Source organism: Nostoc sp. KVJ3 (genome assembly GCF_026127265.1).
In the GTDB taxonomy this organism is placed as follows: Bacteria; Cyanobacteriota; Cyanobacteriia; order Cyanobacteriales; family Nostocaceae; genus Nostoc.
The window spans coordinates 61,982-81,275 of the sequence record NZ_WWFG01000003.1; the positions used below are offsets into that span (position 1 = coordinate 61,982).

Annotated in this window: 23 protein-coding genes and 1 pseudogene; 4 read left to right on the top strand and 20 right to left on the bottom strand. The window is 41.3% G+C overall.

The window, feature by feature from the left end:
• Window positions 1–124: 124 nt before the first annotated feature.
• Window positions 125–1,723: a beta strand repeat-containing protein gene (locus GTQ43_RS31425; RefSeq protein WP_265276669.1), complete on the bottom strand. Its 1,599-nt coding sequence runs from the start codon at window positions 1,721–1,723 to the stop codon at window positions 125–127.
• Window positions 1,724–2,066: 343 nt separating this feature from the next.
• Here GTQ43_RS31425 and GTQ43_RS31430 point away from each other — a divergent pair, with 343 nt between their 5' ends.
• From GTQ43_RS31430 to GTQ43_RS31440, 3 genes are all read left to right on the top strand, one after another.
• The gene (locus GTQ43_RS31430; protein WP_265276670.1) at window positions 2,067–3,014 is read left to right on the top strand and encodes a zinc-binding dehydrogenase; all 948 of its coding nucleotides are present in this window, start codon (window positions 2,067–2,069) and stop codon (window positions 3,012–3,014) included.
• Between the two features lie 33 nt (window positions 3,015–3,047).
• Window positions 3,048–4,097, top strand: coding sequence for an HlyD family secretion protein (locus GTQ43_RS31435; protein WP_265276671.1), 1,050 nt, complete (start codon window positions 3,048–3,050; stop codon window positions 4,095–4,097).
• Window positions 4,098–4,355: 258 nt separating this feature from the next.
• Complete coding sequence (locus GTQ43_RS31440; protein ID WP_265276672.1) at window positions 4,356–4,796, top strand: hypothetical protein; 441 nt, start codon at window positions 4,356–4,358, stop codon at window positions 4,794–4,796.
• A gap of 158 nt (window positions 4,797–4,954) precedes the next feature.
• On the opposite strand, the gene GTQ43_RS31445 is transcribed toward GTQ43_RS31440, so the two are convergent.
• The 18 genes from GTQ43_RS31445 to GTQ43_RS31530 all read right to left on the bottom strand — a co-directional run bounded on the left by GTQ43_RS31445 (window position 4,955) and on the right by GTQ43_RS31530 (window position 17,779).
• Complete coding sequence (locus GTQ43_RS31445) at window positions 4,955–5,308, bottom strand: hypothetical protein (RefSeq protein ID WP_265276673.1); 354 nt, start codon at window positions 5,306–5,308, stop codon at window positions 4,955–4,957.
• A gap of 239 nt (window positions 5,309–5,547) precedes the next feature.
• Window positions 5,548–5,772, bottom strand: coding sequence for a hypothetical protein (locus tag GTQ43_RS31450; RefSeq protein ID WP_265276675.1), 225 nt, complete (start codon window positions 5,770–5,772; stop codon window positions 5,548–5,550).
• A gap of 47 nt (window positions 5,773–5,819) precedes the next feature.
• Entirely contained in the window at window positions 5,820–6,380 is a 561-nt protein-coding gene (locus GTQ43_RS31455) for a WGR domain-containing protein (RefSeq protein ID WP_265276676.1), read from the bottom strand.
• 97 nt (window positions 6,381–6,477) lie between these two features.
• A complete protein-coding gene (locus tag GTQ43_RS31460; RefSeq protein ID WP_265276678.1) occupies window positions 6,478–8,100 on the bottom strand; it encodes an AAA family ATPase in 1,623 nt (540 codons plus the stop codon).
• A gap of 90 nt (window positions 8,101–8,190) precedes the next feature.
• Window positions 8,191–8,403, bottom strand: coding sequence for a DUF2997 domain-containing protein (locus tag GTQ43_RS31465; RefSeq protein WP_265276679.1), 213 nt, complete (start codon window positions 8,401–8,403; stop codon window positions 8,191–8,193).
• Between the two features lie 2 nt (window positions 8,404–8,405).
• Complete coding sequence (locus GTQ43_RS31470; RefSeq protein WP_265276680.1) at window positions 8,406–8,855, bottom strand: DUF1257 domain-containing protein; 450 nt, start codon at window positions 8,853–8,855, stop codon at window positions 8,406–8,408.
• Window positions 8,856–8,966: 111 nt separating this feature from the next.
• On the bottom strand, window positions 8,967–10,040 hold the full coding sequence (locus GTQ43_RS31475; RefSeq protein WP_265276681.1) for a hypothetical protein: 1,074 nt from the start codon (window positions 10,038–10,040) through the stop codon (window positions 8,967–8,969).
• A 168-nt stretch (window positions 10,041–10,208) separates the two neighbouring features.
• Window positions 10,209–10,478 (bottom strand): hypothetical protein, encoded by a 270-nt coding sequence (locus tag GTQ43_RS31480; protein WP_265276682.1) that lies wholly within the window; start codon window positions 10,476–10,478, stop codon window positions 10,209–10,211.
• Between the two features lie 144 nt (window positions 10,479–10,622).
• A complete protein-coding gene (locus GTQ43_RS31485) occupies window positions 10,623–10,895 on the bottom strand; it encodes a hypothetical protein (RefSeq protein WP_265276683.1) in 273 nt (90 codons plus the stop codon).
• Window positions 10,896–10,993: 98 nt separating this feature from the next.
• Window positions 10,994–11,551 (bottom strand): hypothetical protein, encoded by a 558-nt coding sequence (locus tag GTQ43_RS31490; protein ID WP_265276684.1) that lies wholly within the window; start codon window positions 11,549–11,551, stop codon window positions 10,994–10,996.
• 138 nt (window positions 11,552–11,689) lie between these two features.
• A complete protein-coding gene (locus GTQ43_RS31495; RefSeq protein ID WP_265276685.1) occupies window positions 11,690–12,592 on the bottom strand; it encodes a hypothetical protein in 903 nt (300 codons plus the stop codon).
• A gap of 77 nt (window positions 12,593–12,669) precedes the next feature.
• Complete coding sequence (locus GTQ43_RS31500; protein WP_228675386.1) at window positions 12,670–13,287, bottom strand: Uma2 family endonuclease; 618 nt, start codon at window positions 13,285–13,287, stop codon at window positions 12,670–12,672.
• 163 nt (window positions 13,288–13,450) lie between these two features.
• A complete protein-coding gene (locus tag GTQ43_RS31505; RefSeq protein ID WP_265276686.1) occupies window positions 13,451–14,248 on the bottom strand; it encodes a hypothetical protein in 798 nt (265 codons plus the stop codon).
• 467 nt (window positions 14,249–14,715) lie between these two features.
• Window positions 14,716–15,048, bottom strand: coding sequence for a helix-turn-helix domain-containing protein (locus tag GTQ43_RS31510; protein ID WP_094345915.1), 333 nt, complete (start codon window positions 15,046–15,048; stop codon window positions 14,716–14,718).
• A 213-nt stretch (window positions 15,049–15,261) separates the two neighbouring features.
• Window positions 15,262–15,714: a DUF1392 family protein gene (locus GTQ43_RS31515; RefSeq protein ID WP_190963193.1), complete on the bottom strand. Its 453-nt coding sequence runs from the start codon at window positions 15,712–15,714 to the stop codon at window positions 15,262–15,264.
• A gap of 163 nt (window positions 15,715–15,877) precedes the next feature.
• A complete protein-coding gene (locus tag GTQ43_RS31520) occupies window positions 15,878–16,366 on the bottom strand; it encodes a TIGR00725 family protein (protein WP_265276687.1) in 489 nt (162 codons plus the stop codon).
• A gap of 252 nt (window positions 16,367–16,618) precedes the next feature.
• The gene (locus GTQ43_RS31525) at window positions 16,619–16,810 is read right to left on the bottom strand and encodes a hypothetical protein (protein ID WP_104899669.1); all 192 of its coding nucleotides are present in this window, start codon (window positions 16,808–16,810) and stop codon (window positions 16,619–16,621) included.
• A gap of 18 nt (window positions 16,811–16,828) precedes the next feature.
• On the bottom strand, window positions 16,829–17,779 hold the full coding sequence (locus GTQ43_RS31530; RefSeq protein WP_265276689.1) for a class I SAM-dependent methyltransferase: 951 nt from the start codon (window positions 17,777–17,779) through the stop codon (window positions 16,829–16,831).
• Window positions 17,780–18,136: 357 nt separating this feature from the next.
• Between GTQ43_RS31530 and GTQ43_RS31535 the strand changes: the two genes are divergently transcribed.
• Window positions 18,137–19,138 (top strand): TrpB-like pyridoxal phosphate-dependent enzyme, encoded by a 1,002-nt coding sequence (locus tag GTQ43_RS31535; RefSeq protein WP_265277017.1) that lies wholly within the window; start codon window positions 18,137–18,139, stop codon window positions 19,136–19,138.
• Here the strand turns inward: GTQ43_RS31535 and GTQ43_RS31540 are convergent.
• A pseudogene (locus tag GTQ43_RS31540) lies at window positions 19,077–19,286 on the bottom strand (YbaK/EbsC family protein); the annotation flags it as partial. The gene GTQ43_RS31535 and the pseudogene GTQ43_RS31540 sit on opposite strands and share 62 nt — an antisense overlap.
• Window positions 19,287–19,294 lie beyond the last annotated feature (8 nt).

Here is a 19,294-nt window from a genome sequence, read left to right on the forward strand (position 1 = left end):
AATAATTGCGTTATCGTAGCGGGGCGCAACCCATTGCGACTTGCTAATTGCGAATTGGTTTGACATCTCCGATACTGAACTAAAGCGGTTACAGTGTCGGAGATGTCACAAAAAGAATATGGTTTTAAACTTTGACCAATGAACCTTTCTTGATGAAATTACCTACAAGATTATCGACCTTGATAAACTTAGTTGAATCTTCTTGTGGAGTGTCAAAGTTACAAGCGATGGTGCTGTAGTTCAGTGTGGCAGTACTATAGTCAGCAGAGTAATTGTAAATGCCGCCACCTTCACCAGACTCTTTTGCACCAGAACTGAGTTCGATGCCGAAAGCTCTATTGTGTTTGATAATGCTGTTGTCTACTGTGAGAGTGCCATCGTTGTAGATGCCACCGCCAAAGTGTCCCTGATTGCCACTAATAGTGCTGTGACTCACCGATAGAGTGCCATTATTGGCAATGCCACCACCGCCGCCGTAGTCACCGGACTCAAATACAGTTACAGTGTTGTCACTAATGGTGCTGTAACTCACCGATAAAGTGCCATTATAACTATTGGCAATGCCGCCGCCGTTATAAGTTGCCGTGTTGCCACTGATGGTACTGTGACTCACCGATAGAGTCCCACGATTGTAAATGCCGCCGCCGCCCTCGTGGTTGACAGGGAAGCCGTTTTCTTTATTGTTACTGATGGTGCTGTCGTTCAGTGTGAATAGACCTCCATTCCAGATGGCACCGCCGTTATCATGCATTGCCAAATTGCTACTAATGGTGCTATGATTTACTGTGGTTATAGCGTTGCCTGAGTTAAAGATGGCACCGCCGTTATAAGTTGCAGTATTGTCAGTAATGGTGCTATTTTCCAGAAGGGCGCTTAATTTGGAGCCGACAGATTGTGCTTCTATAATGATACCGCCGCCGTTATCTGCCGAATTGTCAGTAATGGTGCTGTTTTGCACTGTCAGCTTGCCAGCGTTGTAAATGCCGCCGCCCTCGCCCAGACCTAATGCTACTTGAAAGTTAGATGATGTTGCAGTGTTGTCAGTAATGGTGCTGTTTTGGACTGTCAGGTTGCCAGAGTTATAAATGCCGCCGCCGTCGCTTATTTGAATCTGAATGCTATAAATTACATTGTTGCCACTGATAGTGCTGTGGTTGAGTGTCAGGTTGCCAGAGTTGTAAATGCCGCCGCCCTCGCTGGTAGATAGATCATTATTACTGTTAGCGACGGTGTTTACATTGTTGCCACTGATAGTACTGTGGTTGAGTGTAAGGTTGCCAGAGTTGTAAATGCCGCCGCCCTCGCCGCCAAATAGTTGTCCATTGAGTATTATGTTATTGGTTACAGTGTTACCAGCGATGATGGTATTGTTCAAGGTCAGGACACCTTCATTGGAGATAGCACCGCCCCCTGCTGTACCTTTGTAACTATTGGTAATAGTCAACCCGTTGATTGCAGCAGTTACACCACTAGCAATATCAAAGAGACGTGTCGCACTATTATCACTAATAGTTAGTAAGTTGGGATTTGTACCTTGAATGGTAAGGTCATCTGTGATACTTAGACCACTAGCAGTCAAACTGATGGTATGAGCAAGTCCGTCATTAAACAGTCCACCAAAATTGATGATGTCTTTTCCTGACAGAGCATTAGCATCTAGAATTCCCTGCCGCAGTGAACCAGCACCACTATTGTTGGTATTAGTAACGGTAAATGTAGCCATTAGTACTACTCCGATTTTTATTCAGGTGTATAAAAATTGCGCTCAATCTTTGTCCTGATACTACTACGACTAAAGAATATTTATTCTACTTCTTACGGAGTATTTAGGTATTAGTTTCTTCAAAGAGATGAACTTTTACGCATACCCCCATTTAGAAGCTGCGGCATTCCACCATCAATGTCGGTGCAGATGGCGCAAAGTGTGGTAGTTCCATGTTTGATATCCTTCTTAAGGAAAATATGTAGCTATCCAAGGTCTATCTATATACACAGATGTATTTATTAAAGACCGCGAATAGCGGAAGATTAACTAAAACTCTAAGTAAACTGAGGACATTTTCACTGTGAGCAAAATCCGTGCTGTGATTGTTGACCCAAATGTGCCAGGGCGTTTAGCACTTGGGGAGGTGGATGCACCGATAGCCGCACCCAATGAAGCACTCGTGAGAGTTGCAGCAGTTTCTCTCAACCGGGGAGAAGTAAGACGTTCAATGAATGCGGATGCTGGTTGGCGACCTGGTTGGGATTTGGCTGGTACAGTTGAAACTCCTGCTACCGATGGCTCTGGGCCAGCAAAAGGTTCACGTGTGGTAGGATTGGTGCGTTCCGGCGCTTGGGGGGAACTGGTATCGGTGACGACGAATGCTTTAGCAGAACTGCCGGAGTCAGTATCATTTGCTCAAGCGGCAACATTACCTGTAGCAGGTCTAACTGCTTACCATGCTCTACTAAAAGGTGGTTCGCTGTTGGGTCGCTCAATTCTAATTACGGGGGCATCGGGTGGTGTTGGGAACTTTGCTATCCAGTTGGCGCGATTGAGTGGAGCGCAAGTTGTGGGTTACATTCGTCAAGCGGGTTATGAATCTATAGTAAAAGAAGCGGGGGCGCAATCAGTAGTAATTGGGGAAGACTTATTACCCGCAATTGAATATGGGCCATATCATCTGATATTAGAATCAGTGGGAGGTAGTACCTTATCAACAGCCCTGAAATTACTCGCACCGGATGGTGTAACAGTGCTATTTGGAACTTCAGGGGGCTCGGAAGTAACATTCGATGCTTCGCAGTTTTACGCAACTGCGGGTGCTAGCCTCTATGCTCTGCTTCTGTTCCACGAACTTCAACGCGAATCAGCGGCGGTGGGACTGAAACGGCTTTTAAAGCTTATTGAAGCAGGTCAGTTACGTCCTCATATTGATGTAGAAGCTTCTTGGACAGAGATTGGAGATTTAGCTCAACAACTGCTTGACAGACGTTTTCCTGGGAAAGCTGTTTTATACGTTTCGACTTAATCAATCTACTGTTTTTTTGTAAAACATTCCAAGATGAAACTTAAAAATTTTTTACAACAGTCCCAAAAAGTTACAATATCACCATCAGAAAAAACTTCTGTATCGTCGCAGCAGGAGGCAACCAAGACTTCTACTGAATCGAATAATACTCTGAAGTCAAAATTATCACTTTCTTGGATTCGATATCTGCTACTACTTACAGGGTCGGGATTATTATTGGGTGGACTGACAATTTATTTAGTCAGTTATGCTTACCCGGAATGGCTTGATAGACAAAGATATTTAGAAACTGATAATGCTCATGTCACCGCAGATATCAACCCTGTGACGACTCGTGTAGCAGAAACAGTCACTGAAATTGGGTTTAATGAGAATCAAATGGTATCTCCGGGCATGGTACTATTGAAACTTGATAAAAGCAATTATCAATTATCTCTGGCTCAGGCAAAAACATCTCTAGAATTAGCTAAACAGCAAGCAGGATTGGCACGGGAAAAGATTTCCAAAATTGTGGTTGATATTCCCCAATCACAGGCAGTCCCTAAAAATAAAAATGCTCAAATAGAACAACAAGCTTTAATTAAAAAAAGAACTTTACAAGCACAAGTCCTCAATCAGCAAAAGAAACTAAATGAGCAACAATATAAGATAGCACTGACTAATTTCACTCAAAAGCAGATAGAGGTAAAAAAAGCGGAACTGGAGTTAAACTACACTAACATTGCAACTGCTGTTGGAGGAATAGTTGGGAATAAAAATGTCCTTGTAGGACAGCAGGTGATTCCAGGGCAAACTCTCTTATCAATAATGCAACCACATCCTTGGATCATTGCTTATTTTCCAGAAATGGAGTTAGAAAAGATACAGCCAGGACGAAAGGTGAAAATTACAGTCTTAGCCTTTGCTAATCGCCAATTTCAAGGCAAGGTAGATAGTATCGCTTTTATGCCAGAAGATAATCTGACGAGTAATTCGCTACATGAAATTCCCGTCAAGATTATGTTTGATGGGTCAAGTATTCAAGGTTATGAATCCCGATTTCATCCGGGAATGTCAGCAATTGTAAAAGTTGAAATTAAATAAATTGTTACTAATAGGCAATGGACTGTGTTGTTACAACAGCCGCAGAGCAAACTTGGTGGTTAGCAGTGTATGGTGTTTGCGGAGGAGGGATAAAGCCTTTCTTAATCGATAATTAACCAAAATTTATCAATTTTGTTTATTAATTTTAAGTATATTTCTAAGTAGAGTCTGGTAATTCCAAAGAGATGAAGTCAAAGTAAGACTTGATGAGAATGTGAGGAAGTCGAAGTTAATTGCTAAACATAAGAGTAGTCAAATATGAAGATAAATAACTTTTGCTGTTTCATGATTAGGATTGGATTGACTTTAGCTGTGCCAGTAGGGATTTTGACACCACCAGTAATTGCCCAAACTGTCAGTCCATCGCCAAGTTCTGTAGTAATTTCTTACCAATTCCCGAAAGAAGGAATTACATACATAACAAATGGTTCTTTGACCTACAATGGTGTTGTTTACCCACCGAATAAAATTAGCATTGTGAATTCGGGCATCGGTATACAACTAACTGTCACAACCGCAAATGGAGTTGACACTCTGACAAAATTTACACTGATTTTGCCTAACAACTTGATCCAGAATAGTGCCAAAATCACGGCTGTGGGAATTATAGATAATTTCCTTGCTCCGAATAAAAACAATGATTTTTACAGTCTCCTCAATGGCACAGCGACTGTAATCGTAGTAGATCCACCTCATTAATAACACTTGTATTCATCTTATACTTTGATGTGAGCTGACTTCTGTCTTGGTGTTGCTGAATTAGGGGATGATTTCGCCCAATTTTTCACGACTTTCAATGGTTACAACCGTCAATTCATCCCGCATTTATGCAACGCCCTGGCTGATCAATCTGATTATTAAAACTCGTTACCAAAAGAAGCACTCCCAAGAAAGCTAGAAAAAGTAATTAGCATCCAACCGAAACAAATATGTTTTTGGGTTTGCCAATCATATCTATCTTCTATTGTCGGGATTGTGTTAGCTTCAACGATTTCTAGTCCCCAATAGCCCAATGCACTGATGCCAAACAACATAGCGCTGACGATGGACAATTTAGCGATGACTTTGAAAATGCAATTGCTTAAATTAGGCGGTGTTTGAAAGGATTGTCTGTGACGATGATGGATAGCTAGTTCACTTGGCGCTACAACCAAAACACGTCTTGGCTTTTGTTGAGTCAGTTGAGAGACACTTTGTTTGTTATCAGTCATAGGTCAAACCAAAGCCTGTTGGTTGTAGCTAGATTAGTTTCAGTAATTATATTGTAAACTTTCGTCGTGTAGATGTGGTTAAATTTACATAAAATTTCCCAATTCAGAAAAAATATTCTAATGGTTAAGCGATGTCATACGAAAAGCCCAGAGGACAAACAAGCGATTAAGCTGAAAGTCAGTTAAAAATATCCCCCAGCACATACTGCACTGGGGAATATTTAGCTTCTATTTTTTATTTAGCCAAAAGCTAATTGCTTGGCATAATCTTGTGCTTCATCTCCAGATAAAGGCTGAAAATTTTTAATTAACGCTGCTGCATGAGTTGCTTCGGGGCTAAAAAGCAGTGAATAGCAATAAGGTTCAGGTAGTCCTGGCTCTTTCATTTCTGCTATCCACAACCAACTTAATTCTTCGTCCTCTTCAGATGAATAATCGTAATGTAGTGTTGCTGTGTTAGACATTTTTTTGCTCCTATTTTTATCAAAAGCTTATATCCGGGTCTTTACAATTACAAATGTCGCCAGAAGTTCTTGCTGATAGTCTTGAGACTGACTACCTTGGGTTCTGCTGTTGCTTCAGGGGCATGACCAACAGCCACCGCAATAGCTTGTGGTGCAGGTGTGGTTAACAAAGAATTAAGCAATCCCATTTGATAATCAACATCTTCTACTGAGCGATATACCCTGTATGGTTCAATTTGCATACCCAAAGGTGTTGGTACAATCTTCAGATATTGATTTAGGGCATTGATATAAGCAACTGAAAAGTTTTTCTGCTCTACATAAGGACGAATAATCTCTAGTAATTCAATCGCTCTGTTGATTTCAGAAACTTCACAATTCCTGCCGATTTGTGACTGACTTCTTCTGTAGCCTTTCATCATCTTTTCGGCTACTAGATTGTTGAATTTGCTAACGGCTCTTTGATAATTACCTAATGTGTGGATTTTAGTCTGTGCTTGATAACCGACTCTGCCCCACTGCACTGTTAAATTACCATCTTCGACAATGGCCGCCCAGAATTTATTGCTGTTCTGGATAGCATCAACATACACTAAATAGATTTCCATCTTTCTTACCCCATCTGAGATAGATATACTGAACGTAATCGCTACGAACCTAAAAGAGCGATCGCCCCCATAGAATCAGGAGACAATCGCTTTCTCATCAGTTCATGTTTCTGTATTTGGCAGCCCTGAGAGACTGAGTTTTCGCTGCAACCACAGGACTACTAGCCCGTCGTGCGGTGGATGCCCAAGCCTGCATTCGTTCGACTGCCGCAGCGTCCTGAATCGCAAGCGGGGTAATGGTTTGACGGCAGGTTTCCAGGTCAGCAAGCGTTACCTGCTGCGGTCTACCCTCATCGAATGCCAGCAGAGCAGCTTCCGAAGCAAGGGTTTCCAGTTCAGCACCGGAAAATTTCGCGGTATTGGCTGCGATCGCTTCGAGGTACTCCGATTCCAGGTGAATGCCAAAGCGTTGTAGATGAATCCCCAGAATCTGTACACGCTCCGGTTCTGTAGGCAGATCAACAAAGAAAGCCTCATCAAACCTACCTTTGCGCTTAAACTCACTTGGTAGTGCTGATGGATCATTGCAAGTAGCTACAATAAATACCCCAGCAGTACACTCACTCATGAACGTAAGCAAAGTTCCAAGAATCCTTTGACTAACACCTGAAGTATCGCCCTGACCTGAAAGCGCCTTTTCCACCTCATCAATAAACAAGACACAAGGTGCGATCGCGGATGCTGTTTTCAGTGCGCGTTTAACATTACCTTCGGATTCGCCAACGAGTGAACCTAGAAGGGACGCAATGTCGAGTTGCAGAAGTGGTAGATTGAGTATGCTAGCGATGTTTTTGGCACAGTGAGATTTTCCTGTTCCGGGTGGGCCAGCCAGCAATACACCCTTTGGTTGGGGTAAGCTAAGACTTCGCGCCTCGACAGTAAACAACCGCCGCCGACGAGTCAGCCATTCGCGCAATAAGTCAAGTCCGCCAAATGGTATGCTGGCTGGTTTACCCAACTCGATACCCATTTGAGACAGTAGCCGAGTTTTGTACTCAACGGCTTTGGGGATAAAATCAGCGCCGACAACGACACCATCATTAGTTAAGTTTTCTTTGACTGTTAACCGAAGGAAATCACTAATTTCTTCTAAGGTTAAACCTAGCGCTGCACGAGAAAGAGTTTCAAACTCAGCATTTTCTAGCGTAACAGTGAAAGTTAATTCCTGTTCAATAGCAGACTGTTGTAGGTCATGCAAATAAGAAGTGATATGCTCAAGTATTTGGTCAATACTAGGTAAAGGGACTTCACAATAAGGAATCAATCTGACTAGAGATTCGTGTAATTGTATGTTCTGACCCAACAAGATAATGCGTTTATCTGTGGGTTTTAACCTGTGGTAAAGGTTTTTAACTTTGGATAAAATCTCCCAACTCAATTGGGGTGAGTTTTTAGCAATGAAGGGGTGAATATCTCCGAGGATAAATACACCATTTCCGCTAAAGTTAGCAATGTAATCAAACACATATAACAGAGGGTCAGCGTGTGGTGGTTTCTTGTACTCCGTAACTGGCTTAAACACCAATCCCCCATCTGCTGCAATTAAACATTGCTCCAAGGTTGATACTCCCAGATTCCAGAAGAACACTGGACTGTCGAGTTTTTGTTGAGCTTCGGTTGTCAACCACTGAATGATAGTTGCCTCATCGGGGGACAGCACATCAACTGCGGCGATCGGGATTTGTGAATCGAGCGTGGAGAGCAGATTTGAGAGTTTCATGTCAGTTATTCAAATATTTCACTTATGAAATGGCGAAGCCTTTATGATCAGCAGTTACCAGCCGAGTTAAAACTGGTAACTGATGACTGATTACTGGTGCAAACGTGTTTGATTGCTTAGGGTAGTCCGAAGTTGTTGGGTTTGGGCTTCATCTTTAAACGTGCGATCGCTTTCGCTCACAACTCCCAAAGCGGATTCAAATGGTTGCGTAGCTCCAAGACAACTCAAGCCCTCGAATCCCTTAGCCTCCACTCGGACTTCACCTGTAGCATTGTCAAAATGAATTAGTATTGAACGTTCCATATTTATCTCCGCACAAATTGTTGAACTTCCTGATGTCCGGCAAAGGTTAGGCGTAAAGTTTGCACGGTTCCGCTAGTTTCTTCGGCGATCGCACATTCACCAAATTTTTCTTGTAACTCGGCAGCTTTAGCGCGAACCATCCGTTGTCCATAAGCCAGCATTAGTTTATTGCTGAAAAAGTCTTTGCCCAGCTTCGGAACTGTTTCGTAACTGTCGTGGATTACCTCGTACACGCCGCTTGAATGATTCCATTTAAATCCGATGTCTGCACGGGCTTTTATGGTACGACCAGATACGATAATTTCAGCGCTTTGTCCTTGAGAGCCACCGTAGTATCCTTTTAGTGATTGTGCTGTTTCATGAACTTGCGGATTCAGTTTCAAATCTTGTAAAGCTTGTACCAGACATTCACTGTTAGCAAGTTTAGTTTTAACTGTTGAGAAATGTGACATGAGAATCTTGTTCCTATAGCGGTAGAAGTGCGGTATTCTTTTGAGGTGTATATCCATTTCTTGTTTAAGATGCTAGTCTTGAGCGAATGCACCCTCGCCCAAGACTGTTTTTTACCTAAACTTGAAAGACATGACCGTAGCTTTCGATAAGCCCACGTCGTCAGTCGCAAGTGATTGTAGATTGCGTTGTTCATCTAACAACTTGATGCGGATCTCTTGCATTTTTTGCTGTAATTGACTGCGCGTATCTGAACCAAGATTCTTCGACTCAATCGCCGGATCGTTAACTATAGAATCTAAGTGCGCCATCATCGCCTCCAAGCTACTGCCAGCCTCCGGGTCAGCATTCGCTAGCAAAACCTGAACCTTCATCAGATGGCGTTGCATTTTCTTTTTAAACTGGATTGGCTTGCGTCCTGGCTCCCAGTCGCTTAATTCTTCAAGCAACTGCGCGGCGAGTTGTTCACCACCTGCCAGGGCAGATTCCCTTAATCGTTGCTCCAGATTTTGGTCATACTGTTGGATGAACTTGGTAATCTGGTCAAGACATTCGGCTTGTTGCTGATTGAGTTGTTCGGACAATGCTGGGATAATCACCGGGCGACCAATAATGACTTGCAAATAGTCTTCGAGGTCAGTTAGAGTCGGAAATGCTCTTAACAAGTTGCCTTTGACTGATTCTTGCTTATCCTGTGCTAATTCCCAAGTGTTAAGTGAGAGGAACTGGTCAATTCGCTCTTGATAATCAACCAACCCAGCTTCATAATCAGCTTTTAATTGATTGCGTAAACCAGGGGCGATATTATCTCTGATATTGATTAACTGATTCCACACGAGTGGAGCTAAATCAATCGGACAAATCCAGTCACCAGTATCACTACTCATCCACTCCTGAACTGAGGCGATTTCTTGACGAAGTTGTGCGGCAGCTTCATCCAGCTTCTTAAATACCTTGATTCCCCGCAAACCGACTTCGGAATTTGTGACTTTAACGAGGTCTGATTCAATTTCAGAAACTTCAGCTTTTAGCACATCTGCCCATTTAGGTGCGGCAGACTTTGTACTATTCTTTAGCTGGATACGAAAGCGAATGCGGGTTTTATTTAATTGCGAGAAATTGTGGCGCTCGACTACTGCATCAGTTAGGAAATTTGCAACAATAAGGTTGTCAATTGCTTGTACCATGATTATTGACCTCAATCATTATTTTTCACTTTCGATTAAGCGAAGCTTTCTTTGTGGTGATTTCTCAAGAGAGCGAATGTCTGTAGTAGCTCTATAGATTACTTTTGTAGAGCCTTTTTGTAGCCGAATATGCCTTTTAATGACTGGTGGTTTATGTATCGACATAACTCAAAATAGTTGAAGTTGCTGTGAATTATCCTGTACCACAGGTTTTTGATAAACCATGCCTTCGACCTCATAACATCGAGTCATAAGTTTGTTTCGGTTTAGCCGAAAGCTGGCTTTTTTCTTTTGATTTGGCAGAGGGACAAATAGATACTGTGGATGTTGGATAGTACCTGCATCGCCTAAGTATCGACAATGTGTACCATTAATTTGGTAAACTTTTGATGAGCTTAATAGTGTCGCGTCATACACTTTAATCAAATTTGTTTCCATCTGATTAGTATTGAAGTAGAGTGTGTGATAATCTTTTGTGGAATCGATTTTCCTCTCCAGTCAGACTGATTAAATGTGACTGGAGAGTTTTTCACGCATAATTCGTTACCTTTGCGTTAATTATTGATTGAGAGTGACAGGAGATTACAGATAGAAATGCTCAAAAATCTGGTGAAGTTTTTCCTGATCTTCATCAGGCAGAGCATTAAAATCAAACTCGTCTGATTCCCAAACTTCATCAATACTGGTAGACTCATCGATAATATTTGCAATCAAACAAGATTCATTGTCATAGTTACAGCCATTTGCTAAAAGCCACGGCAGAATTCCTTTAGATTGCAATAATTTCTCAATGTCGAACGAGTCAGAAAACTGCTGTAAGTTTTCGATACTAGGGTGAACGATTGTTGTAGTCATTTATTGTTATTGGTAGTGGTGAGTACACAGCACGGCAAGCTTTAGACAAGGCTTAAGCAACTTCTAATTACAGTTGCCTAAACCCTGTTTACAACGAGTTAAAAGGCAATCTCATTCGCCGCTTTTGTTACAGCTAAAGCCTGTTTACTGACCTCTCGCCACTCTGTTTGCTCGTTGTAAGATGCCATAACTAATTCCGACTCTACCCATACGCGACAGAACAACACATTTTCATCGGTTGTCCCTGCCTGTGGCTGTAGTGTGATGGGAGAATATAGTTGTTGTGGAGTAAGAGTTGCGATCGCGGCTAATACAGATTTAGCAAAGTGAGTATCATGCCCACTTTCTAATATATAGGGTCTGTCTGCTTGAATTGTAATCAGCAACTTGTAAACTTCTTTACCTCTGCGCTCACACTTCTCAAATTTGAGTTCTTTTAGATATCCAGTTAAGGCAGTTTGGGTAATCGCACTTGCTTCACTGTTGTTTAGGGTATACCACAGTGAACCATTGTGACGATTGCAGTAGATTTTGCAACTGCCAGCATCAGAGTGCAATCCCAGTTTTGGTTTATTGATTGAAGCGACCAACTGTTTGAGTAGTTCCTCTTGGCGCATCAAAGCAGCAAGTAATTCAGAGTTTTCTTGAGGGTTCATTTGTTTATACCAAAAGCATTTTCACTTTTGCATTGGCGCAGCCGTTTAATTGTGATATATGAAGCGTAGAGCCAATAAAATAGCACTCTTGATTTCCCAAAAGTGCTGTTTTATTGCTCATTATTTGCCCTGTACAGGTTATTCGTGTGAATTAAATCTTGCTAACAACTCTTCACGGGATAAACTAGACAATTCCAGTAAAAATCTTGCAAAGTCATCTGGTGCTAACTGCAACAAATTATTGACCACTCTTGAGAGTTCTTCATCCACAGAACCAAACCTAAATCTTAACAAGTTTTCTACAACTTGGCGGCGTTCTTGCTCCACTCCCTCCTGTACCGCTTGCGCTCTTGCTTCTTCGTAAGCTTGAGTTAAGTTCATGATCAACTCCTGGTCATCTTCAGTTAAATCTGTTTGTGTCATTACACTGATACGCCACCTGTAAACCATTTCAAGAACATTACGGCGGACAAGATTCTCTGGTGGAAGGGCAACTAGTTCACTTACTGCTTGGATTTGTACTTTTCCCCGACCCAACAGCCTAAACCATAGCGTCTCTGAAGTAACTGGTAGTTGGTTAATAGCTACTATTGCAATTCTAAAAACATTAGGCAGAAAGTATATTCCAGTAGTCCAGTTTTCTAGCTCTAATTGTGCGCCAAAACCTTTGAGTAAATCTTGGGAAGCTGATGGCACTACAATCCATAAACGAGGTAAATCATTATCATCTAAAGTTTTCCCTTCTGCCGATGCATGACAGTTCAAAGTTGAAAAGACACTTAAAAGTTTATGTAGGCAGCTTCGGACTTCTGTTTCACCAATTTGCTCATAATAAACTTCTATTGAACAATCACTTTGAGCAACTTTAGCAAGTAATCCAAGTGAGTGTCTTTCGGTTTGAATTGTCCCTTTCGGAAAAAACAGAACAATTCCCCGCCTTTCTGAACCGGTTATTACGCCGCTAACTTCTACACTACCTAATGGTGAAAGCAAGCCTTCGAGATAATGCTCAACAAACAGACTATAAAATTTTTGGGTCATTCAAAGGACAAATTGCGAAGGATAGTTTATACCAATACCAAAATCGCTTTCGTTGACTTGGAAAGTATTAGTCTTAATCAATACTGTCCTAAAGCAGCTTGAAAAACTTGTTCAGCAGTCAAATTTAGCTCTCTTAAAGTAGGTGATTGAATCCGGTCATTTCCTCGAAATTGAGTAACTTGATATTCACCTTCGACTAAAGCATAAACTGATATTGTCGGTTGTTTAGGATTCCCAATAAACCGCTTTCCACCAAGAGCAGCATAGTCAACAATCCAATATTCTGGAATCCCAATTTCCTCGTACTCACCAAATTTAAGGAAATAATCATCACGCCAATTTGTACTTACAACTTCCACGGCTAATGGAATTGATTCTGCTTGAGTAACTGTTGATGCTCTTTTCCATAGTGGTTCATTGACCAAGTTAGGAAGATTCAATACTAATACATCTGGAATATAACCAGATTTCCTATCAACTGATTTGACTAATACTTGACCAGGAATAGTATAAGCTAGATTAAACCTGCGAATCTCAAAATTGAGTTCTCTAATCAAAAATGCTCTAACTAGCTCATGTTCTCCTGTTGGTTGCATTTCTACTATTACTCCTTTGTATAATTCATATCTGCCATTTTCTGGTTTCCACTCTAGAAATTCTTCAAAAGTAACTGGTTCTGGTAAAGCTTGAAACATCGTATTATCTCTTCAAGTTTGAACTGATGCCGACGTAATGTTTGATCGCGCAAAAATTTTAGATTTGCTTCTATCTTTACATTTAAATAAAGGATCTCGTTCTCAAATTGCTAGGTGTACAGTTTTCTAATTTCTCCTGTCCACTGTTCAGATTTCTTTAATCTTACGCTACCGCTAACTCTAAGCTAACGTGTGGCACTTCACTAGTCACCGGAGCTAGGGCAAAGGATTCAACAACCTCCTTGACACTCCAATAGCGTACTCCATCTGTACATTGCCAGTAGTAGGTCTTGGGGTCGTTTTCCCATAATTCATCAACGTTTCTGACCTTGAAGACAATTTCTAAGAACTCACCATCTAGATATACGTTGTGAGCCGTCTGAAGGTCAGTGCGCCCTACATAGGTCAGTCGATAGCCGTCTACTGGTTCGCACAAGTCTTCTGCACGAGTCCCGCGATACCCACAGTTACCGCACCCATGTCCTTCGCAGTCTGGACAGATGGCAGCAGGCATATTCCACTTCGGCAGGGTGAAGTCCCATTCAGCCGGTGGCGTTAATATTCGAGCTTTGTGAGAGATATAACAACCAGCGTGACCGATTACTTTATCAGAATGGTATTGGACGCTCAACGATAACCAATCACAATCACCCAACAAGCCAATTTTCTCAGCAGCTTGTTTCAATTCCCTTTCTTCTTTGTGATTGCGCTTTACTGGAGCAGAAAGACTCGCTTTTACCTCTGCAACAGCGCGTTTGAATGATTGTTTGTGGTATCGAGCATAACCGTGGGTCATTTTTACCCACACGATATCATCCGAGTTTATCCAGATAGTCACTACATCTTCGGGCTTGCACTCTTTTGAGTAGTCTGACTGATTGACGATAGTTGCGATGATTTGGCGATCCTGTGTGGTTAACGGATCTTTTGTTGGCGTAGGGGTTGAAACTTGTGTAATCATTAGAAAATACCTCTTAAATGGGTAAAAAGGCGATCGCAGACTTTCCACGGTGAGCGATCGCCTTTTGTTTTGCGTGAACAACGTTGTGGTTTACCGCAACGCTCTCAAAAAGATTTGGCGTAGCCTCATATTTCTGAATTTCAGTTATTTTCTAGCAAGAATTCACAGCACAAGGCTCTAGAGAAGGTATTGAGCGGCTGCGCTAATTGCAGTATGAGTGGATTTATTGAGTGATCTTGAGTATCTCCTCCAGCCGACTTTACCTGGCGTACCTTGTGCTATACGACGGGGGGTTCTTGTTTCTCAAATCTATGTTTTGTGTTATCAAATCTGGGTTTGGGGTTGAGCGCTTCTTTGTTTTTCAAAAGAGGCATCGCGCTCGTCTCCTCTCTTATGATTACTATATTACTACGCTCACCAGTGATTGTCAAGTAGTTTTTTACTGGTGAGCGTAGTAGACAAATCTCTTAGCTGTTGTAATCTATGTTCCAAATAAGTGAAGTGATATCCCCATCTAAAGCAGCACAAAGTTTCTCTAGAATTTCTGTACTAACAGTCATCTGAGTTGGTTTCTTTGGTTTGTTAATAAAGACATGAGGAGTCTCTAGCTGCTGAATATAAGCCACAGAAACTCCCACAGCATCAGATAGCTTTTGTCTACTATATCCAGCTTTCTCTCTAAGCTCCCTGAGTTTTTGGGCATTTTCTTCATTCCACCTAAACGCAGCGATGGGTGTTACATCTACTGTGATATTCATTTTTACTTTAATTTTATTTTCACTGCGCTCGCCAGTTGACATGATAATATTATTAATATACTGGTGTCAACCATAAGGCTACACCAAGCAAAGGTGAAAGCGATCGCTTGCCCATTAGCAATGCGATCGTTTAGCTCAATTCATTTATTCACAACAAAGTGAACTAATTACAATGCTGACACACTTTTGACGTGATTCAGAAATCAGCCAAATGCCTCAGTCTGGGCAGATAGGCAAATACGCGATTGATAATCGTCATACACTAACATTGACTAAATCAACATCAGCAAGCCATATTGTTCTGCTTTGGGCAGACACTTCTTCTAAAATTGGAGAGCGCCACTCTACCCCATAAAGCCAATTATCTTTGAGGCGAAAAATCCCTTGAATAATACGGCGTGTAGGCTGTTCACCAAAATCAACCTCAACTATATCCCCCAATTTAAAAGCTGGAGTAAAAACAGTGGACTTTTCTAGTATATTTGTTCTATGAAATTCTTGTTCAGCTAAGTAGAGAGTTTCACTCTGGCAAACAATTGCATAAATCCATTGCTGTCTTTCCCACTGAACACCACAGCAGTAGCCTGACAAGTCTGAGATTGGCAACAAAACTTTTTCTAATATTCTTACTGCTACTGGAGGCATGGTCTGACCCCACTCAGGAGAAATATGCCAACAGGATTCTAAAGCGGTAATTTGGTTAATCATCTGGGAATGTAGTTCTCTTTTTTATACATACACTCACTTGCTTCAGTCTGATCCGGAATATAATTAAAATTTCGGGAAGCTAAGGCAACAGATGGGAATTCAAACCCAATCAATTCGAGAGCCTCCCAATTTGAGAAGACTTTACTGATACACTAATTCGTAACTAAGATAAAATTATTTTGGCAGTAGCGATCGCCTGCTCCACACTCTCCACAATATAAACATTTTCTGGCGACATTTTTTTAAAGAAAAGTTGACTTTCTTCATCATTATTCAACAAAATTACTTGCTTATTGGCTTTCAAAGCTAGAGCAATTTCTGAAGCGGTTCCTGCACCCATCCCGCAAGCAATTACCACATCACTGGTAAGAACGTTAATATTGTTTCTAGAATTACCCATGTGTGTGAAAATAGCAATATCCACCCAAGAGGACATACCATCCTGATTTTCACCTGGAAGAATACCAATAGTTAAACCATCAGCAGATTTTGCACCTTTACTTACTGCATCCATTACCCCTACATTTCTACCACCAGTGAGTAAAACCCATCCTTGTTTGGCAATAAATTGACCTAATATATAAGCATTTTGTAAATCATTTGCTGTCGCATTTTCTCCTCTCCCCATAACCCCAATAATAATTCTTCGCATAAAATTTCAGATGATACTGCTTTTGGGCGACAAGTCAAAGCTTTTTCCATAAAAGGGCAATTGGCTGAGGCGTTAGTAGGAATTTGAATGACACATTAATCAGAGTATAAATTAGTGCAGAGAAACTTCTATTTAATACAGCGATGGCTGCGCCAACGCCTGCCGGAGTACGCCCGAATGCGAACAGCGCCTCAATTCTAGAGAAGGGCTGTAAGGGTTCTGCAAAGCTTTGCAATCAAACCAAAATTTTAATTAAATATCAATATTTATCTGTTCTATCTGTCTAGCAGCTTTATCCCAAAGCTTTGCAGAAGCCTCATCTTTCCAATGATTTCTGAGATTTTCTGCTTTTTTATGACTGATTCGTTCTAACATTTCTAGAACTGCGGCTAATGTTAATTGATCAACAATTGCCTCTAAAGACTCCATATATTCTTTTGTCATAACTAACCTCTTGAATAACTATTTTGGTTTTCGGCTGATAATAGTACGATGACGAGGATCGCTAGCAATTGTAATTGCTTTCTCAAAGCCCACTTGTTCTAACACAGTTTCAATATCAAAACTATAGTAATCGTCACTCCAAGGTTCTGTACTTTTCATTAAAGTAAAGAGGATAGGTGAAAGGTTTTGAATTACAGGAGATTTCGGATTGTTATCTACTAATGCAATACAACCACCTGGGCGCAGCAGCCGTAATGCTTCTGTGAAAATTTCCTTGCTTGCATTATGCGGAAGTTCATGGGTGACAAACTGAAGAGTTACCAAGTCAAAAGAATTAGCAAGTAATCCTGTATTTTCTGCTGTAGCGTGTATCCACTTATATATCTCACCATTTTTATCTAAACTTTTGGCAACAGTGAGCATATAAGGAGATAAATCAAGACCAACAGTACAGACAGACTGCTCTTGTTTTTTTTGATAGTAACGATGTAGCGTTAGAGTAGAAATGCCCACTGAACACCCGATATCTAGTATATCCCGCACTGGTTGAGGTACATAAGTTCCCAAAACATTGTGAAAACTTTCTCTGAGTCTTTCATGAGCAGATGACCAAGTTAGATTTTCTTTAGGCCACACCCGTAATGCCATTGAATACGTAGCACTAGGAGCTTCAAAAGCTGCTTGCCAGCAAAGATTACCTTGTTCGTAAGCATGAAATGGTACTTGATAGTAATCGGGGTAAACAATACCAGAATTGATTATTGTTGATAGCTGCTGTTTTATCCCCGATGCTTCTAGTTCTTCGTAATTTTTTCTCCAGGGAATACCTTTCTTCTCAGCAGTTTTAATTAATACTTGCCTTGCTTGGTTCTTCATTAACTTATAAATAGGTCTAGTTTGGATCAGTAAGTTAACAAATTTTGAAAGCAATCCTGACCCCGCCCAATCCGGCTTAGTTTTTGTGTTCATTTTTGAGTTTAATAAGAAAGTATTCAATTTATATCAGTAGCAATATTCGTCCACGAATTTGATTGTTTTTACGGGTAGACGCAGCTTTCCTCCCAGTGTCACCACATCTCGATTAAGCCTGCGCTTGTGCAGAGGGGAAAGGATTTGTACAAAAACTCTCCCATGCACCTTATCAAGCTTGTGAGAAATGCGGGTTATCACTTCAATATGCAACCAAATAATTTTACTATTGCTGGGATGAAGCTTGATAACAATAAAAGTTAACTTTTTTCTTGAAGAATCGTAAATGTACAATTTTACTGTTGTGCATAATTTAATTATATGGACACGATTAAATACGTTCTGACTGAAAACCAAATGCCAAAAGCTTGGTACAACATCCAAGCTGATTTGCCACAAGCCTTACCACCAGTTTTAAATCCTGCTACTGGTAAGCCAATTACACCAGATGAATTATTACCTTTGTTTCCATTGGCACTGATTGAGCAAGAAGTTAGCCAACAAAGATGGATTGAAATACCAGATGCAGTCCGCTCTATTTATTGCCAGTGGCGACCAACTCCTCTTTATCGTGCCCGTCGCTTAGAACAAGCTTTAGATACGCCTGCCAAAATTTACTACAAATATGAGGGTGTTAGTCCCTCTGGAAGCCACAAACCCAATACTGCGGTCGCCCAAGCATACTACAATAAACAAGCTGGAGTCAAAAAGCTAACTACTGAAACGGGAGCCGGACAGTGGGGATCATCTCTAGCTTTTGCCGGTGCGCTATTCGGTTTAGAAGTCTTAGTTTATATGGTAAAGGTTAGCTACCAGCAAAAGCCTTACCGCCGAGCTTTAATGGAAACCTACGGCGCGAGGGTCGTTGCTAGCCCAAGTACTCAAACCCAAGCCGGACGTAAAATTCTTGCACAAAATCCCAATAGTAATGGCAGTTTAGGGATTGCTATTAGTGAAGCTGTAGAAGTAGCTGCTGCTGATCAACAAACTAAGTATGCTTTAGGTAGTGTTCTCAATCATGTACTGCTACATCAAACTGTGATTGGTCAAGAAGCATTGACTCAATTAGAAATGGCAGGAGATTATCCTGATATTGTTATTGGCTGCACTGGTGGCGGTAGCAACTTTGCCGGAATTGCTTTCCCATTTCTCGGTGCTAAACTGCGAAGAGAACGAGATATACAAGTAATAGCTGTCGAACCTGCTGCTTGTCCATCATTGACTCGTGGAAAATATGGACTTCCTTCAGGGCAACTGTCTCAACCTTGCGGTTTCCTGAAATTCGAGCTAAAGCTTTTAGGTCTAACTGAGCATTTCCCGGCACAACAGCAAAACAGATACCTGTTGTATCACCTCTGACTACTAGAGTTTTAAAAACTTGCTCTGGGGGAAGACCAACTTTGTGTGCTGTACTCTCAGCAGCGAGATCGTCAGGGTCAACCTCATAGCTCAGGATTTGGTAGGGAATACCTAGTTTATCCAGTAGTCGAGCAGCATTGGTTTTCATTCAAGTCC